The following is a 3,753-nucleotide window of genomic DNA, read 5'->3' as shown; positions in this document are numbered from 1 at the left end:
ATCAAGGGCCGCGTGAAGTTCGGTCTGCCTCGCGCGAACGGACGTCAGGTAGCCGCCTCGCATCCCTCCGCACTCGTCGGATGGAACGTCGACCTCCGTCACGCCAGCCAGCTCGGGGCCGCGGTCCATCTCCGCGACCAGACGCCGACGGCGTGCGTGGACATTCCGCTTGGTCTGTGAACGCAAGGCGTTCCGCTTGATCCGCGTGTGCTTCGTTCCGTCGGTCCCCGGGTAGAGATGATGCACCAACACACTATTTGCGGGGTCGCGAAGCACACCGAGCAGGCGCTGGTTTGTCTCCAGGATCGGATGAGGCGACGCCGGCGCCCGACCGATTCCGACTCCCCCGTGGATTTCTCGACCTCCTCCAGACGGTGCACTCCGCCAGTCCGAAGCCGATACCCGGACCGACTCAGCCCCACGGGGCATCACTCCCCGGCGCCTGGGCTCGATCGGCTTCTGACACAGATCACCTCGCTGTGATTCACGGGCTCCTTGGCTCCGGTCAAACACCCATCCCAGGAGCCTCAGAACGCCGCTCTCGCGGCCTCGGAGGGCCTCGGTGGACGGAACCACGCCTCACGAGGCCAGAGTCGCAGCGGGCGCTTGGCTGGGAGCGGTGATCGGCGGCCGCTCGACGTCCTCGCGTTCGGCACTTACGGACTTCGGTAGTTCGGGAGATGCGTAGATCGGTAGCGCGTAGGTTACGCGGTCCGGCACTCGCGCAGTTGCGTACTGGCGTACTGGCGCAGTAGCGGACTGCGGCAGCCCGGCACTTCCGACCCTCCGAGGTTTGCCCCCGTTTGGTCTCGACGAAGCGTCAAACTCACGCAGTCCCGCGCTTCCACCGTGCCGGACTTCCGTAGTTCCGTAGTCACGCGCTGCCGAAGGTTCGTAGGTCGGCACCCCGGGAGTTGCGGACTCCGGTAGAACGGCTGTCCCGGAGTCCGGGCCTGCGGGGGTTCGGTAGTCCGTACGCTCCGCACTACGTGACTGTCGGGCCTACGTGGTTCCGCAGTTTCGTGGTCCGGCACTTGGGAACTTGCGAGGTTGTCGGCGTGTCCTCACGGTGGGGAGCCCGGCAGTTCCGTAGCCTCGCACTACCGAACTGCCACACCCGCGGTGTCCGGCACTGCGGAAGTTCCGAACTTCGGAACATCCAAGCGTTCGAACTTACGCACTTCCCCCTCGTTCTTAAGGAGATCGCGATGCGGATTGTGGTTGTCGCCCACGAAAAGGGCGGTACCGGCAAGTCGACGACCGTGATGAATCTCGCTGCTGTGCTCAGTGAGCACGCACGCATCCTCGTTGTTGACGTCGACCCGCAAGGGTCGGCGTCGTTCTGGGCAGACCAAGCTGGCGACGCATTGCCGTTCGATGTGGCCGACGACACCAACCCTCACAACCTGGCCCAGTTGAGGCAGTTGCCGTACGACATCGTGCTCGTGGACACGCCTGGCAACCTGACTGCGAGGGATGTTCTGGAGACGGTCCTGCGGGAGGCGGACTTCGTGATCCTTCCGACCGAGGCTGGTGGGGCACTGGCCGTGCCGCCGCTGGTGAAGACCATCCGGCAGCTCGTCGAGCCCGCTGGCGTGGACTACCGGGTCCTGGTCAACAAGGCGGATATGCGCGACGGGGTCATCAGCGGCGCGGAGACCGGTGGGAAGACGCAGTCGGCCGCCTACTACGACACCGTCAGCTTCCTGAAGCAGGCAGGTCTGAAGCACTTCACGTCGTACATCAAGCGGTACAAGATGCACGCCGACGCGCCGGTGGAGGGCAAGGTCGCCACCCAGTACGGCGGCGACAAGGTCTCCAAGGCGGCCACTGCGGACTACACGAATCTCGCGCTGGAGCTGAACTCGCTGTGGGCGAATCAGGGCTCCGAGCAAGCCTCGGTGGCGATGCGGGCGGTGAACTGATGGCGCGCGTGAAGGGCGGACTGGCCAACCTGATTCCGTCCGTCAATGACGACCAGGAGACGAAGCCGGGGGAGGGGCCGGCGGACACGCACCTAAGTGTGGTCACCCCGCCGGCCGTCGAGGCCGCCGCGCATGAGGCAGTCGCAGCCGCCCCGGATCCGGTTCAAGAAGTGGCCACGGCGGCCACCGTCGCGGCCAGCAGGGCGAAGAAGTCCTCGTCATCGCGGAAGAAGGCGCCCGTAGCGAAGAAGGCCGCGCCGGCGACTGTCGAGGACGACCTGGTCGACGCAGCCGAGTTGCCGAGGTATCTGCAGCTCGAGCGCAAGGACGTTCGGATGCGCTTTGACCAACTCGATTCGTTGACGAACCTGTCGCGGCGCTTGAACAAGCAGCGGCGCGGCCGGGGCGAGCGGATCACCGAGAACACGCTGGTCCGGGTGGCGATCGACTTGCTGATGAACCAGACCGACGAGTTGGGTGGGTTCACGGAGGACGAGCTGCGTAGGTCGCTCGGCGTCTGAGGAAGGGCCTGAGGATGTCTACTTACGTCGGCCAGAACCTTGCGAGGCCGCGGCGACACCTGCCACAGCCGCGGCAGGTGCTGGGCCGTCCGTGCACGTTGTGCGGCTCGACACGAACCTGGGTCGAGTGGCGCAACGAACACGGCAGCGAAGCGGGGGAGTGGCCCTATGCGGTGTGCGAGTCGTGCGGCCATGCAGCCGCAGGCCGGCGGACCACAACGCCACACCAGAGCCCACACGCGAGGGCCGGAGCCGAGCCAGCCGAGGAGCACGACGTCACGGCGACCGCCGCTGATACCCGGCCAAGTAGCGATCGGCGAGCATCAGCCCGCCCGACGCGACCGAAGGCCACCGACGAACGGGTAGAGGAACTGCTCGCGGCCGCCGGGTACAACGCGTCCGTCACGGCGGAGGTCCTCGAGCAGCATCGCCGGTTCGCAACCCATGCCGGGAAGCCCGGCCTACCGCGGTGGAAGGCGGCGGTTTCTGTCCTGAACGCGGCGAAGGGTGCTCCCGAGGTGCCGCATGTGCGCGAGATCTACGCCGAGGCGAAGCGCCGACGCGAGGTACGGCGGGCTCGGGCTGTACGCGTTCGCGACCAGGCCACCAAGTTGGCCGACGAGCACGCCGTGGCCGCGCGTGCCGAGGTCGCTCGGGTGTGGGCTGAGACGGGGGAGGGGCCGACCTGGCGCGAACTAGCGGCAGCGCTCGGCGTCAAGAGCTCGCTCGCATCAGCGATGGTCGACGCACTGCACCGTCGTGGCGCGCTGGCCTCGACCAAGGAACCCCGCTCACTCACAGTCACCCCTGACTGGACGCCGCCGTCCACCGGTTAGGCCTTGGAGTGTTCGGACGGTGCGCTGATCGACTCCGAGGTGCTCGAACGGGACCGGGCGGCACCCAGATTGTCGTGACGCTGTCACGACAATCTGAGACGTGGAGGTTCTGCGCAAAGGGCAGGGCAGGCTGGGACCAAGAGATTGTGGCCACGTTGTCGCCACAATTGACCGGGTTCGGCTTCGAGAAGATGATCGACGCTCATGCACCATTGGGCGCCTCACCTCGACCAAGGAACCGCGCACCTTCCCGTCGCCCACGGGGGACTGGACCGCCGGCCTGACGAGCGTGAGGCCGAGCAGGTTCCGTATCGGAAGCTATGTGGCGAACCGCCGACGCGGTAGTATGGATCCCGACGTAGAGGTCCGAGCCGTTGTGACTGGCAGTTCGGGCCTCTTGTCACGTCCAGACCCCACCCAACGGGGAACGGTCTCGGAAGAGTGACTGGTCCGCCGAGACCGCCCGAGGGC

The 3,753-nt window shown here is 66.5% G+C and carries 4 protein-coding genes; all 4 read left to right on the top strand.

Going from position 1 to position 3,753, the window contains the following annotated elements:
• On the top strand, positions 1 to 180 hold a 180-nt coding region (locus ACYQ1K_RS27700; protein WP_459986852.1), incomplete at its 5' end, for a hypothetical protein.
• Between the two features lie 1,028 nt (positions 181 to 1,208).
• A complete protein-coding gene (locus ACYQ1K_RS27695; protein WP_459986851.1) occupies positions 1,209 to 1,925 on the top strand; it encodes a ParA family protein in 717 nt (238 codons plus the stop codon).
• Positions 1,925 to 2,446: a hypothetical protein gene (locus ACYQ1K_RS27690; RefSeq protein WP_459986850.1), complete on the top strand. Its 522-nt coding sequence runs from the start codon at positions 1,925 to 1,927 to the stop codon at positions 2,444 to 2,446. Before ACYQ1K_RS27695 ends, ACYQ1K_RS27690 begins: the two co-directional genes overlap by 1 nt.
• A 527-nt stretch (positions 2,447 to 2,973) precedes the next feature.
• Positions 2,974 to 3,282, top strand: a complete 309-nt coding sequence (locus ACYQ1K_RS27685; protein WP_459986849.1) for a LexA family transcriptional regulator — start codon at positions 2,974 to 2,976, stop codon at positions 3,280 to 3,282.
• Positions 3,283 to 3,753: the final 471 nt, after the last annotated feature.

The organism is Nocardioides sp. AN3 (assembly GCF_054653495.1).
Note: the sequence above shows the minus strand (reverse complement) of the source record. Positions and strands in the feature narration are given on the sequence as shown.